General features: G+C 69.8%; 1 protein-coding gene. It reads left to right on the forward strand.

Going from position 1 to position 255, the window contains the following annotated elements:
- The coding region (locus tag RM704_RS45070; RefSeq protein ID WP_311593676.1) for a hypothetical protein at positions 1 to 255 on the forward strand (255 nt) is incomplete at both ends.

Raw genomic sequence — 255 nt, forward strand, 5'->3', positions numbered from 1 at the left:
GTCCGCGTCGGGCGGGTGTGTCGTCGTTCGGGATCAGTGGGACGAATGCGCATGTGATTGTGGAGCAGGCGCCGGTGGAGGAGCCGGCGGGGTTGTCTGGTGCCGAGCCGGTTGTCGGGTCTGGTGCTGAGCGGGTTGTCGGGTCTGGTGCTGAGCGGGTTGTCGGGTCTGGTGTGGTGCCGGAGGTTGCGGTGCCGTGGGTGGTGTCGGGTAAGTCGGCGGGGGCGTTGGCTGCTCAGGCGGAGCGGCTGGCGG

Origin of the sequence: Streptomyces gottesmaniae, from assembly GCF_031845845.1 — a bacterium.
GTDB lineage: Bacteria > Actinomycetota > Actinomycetes > Streptomycetales > Streptomycetaceae > Streptomyces > Streptomyces akebiae.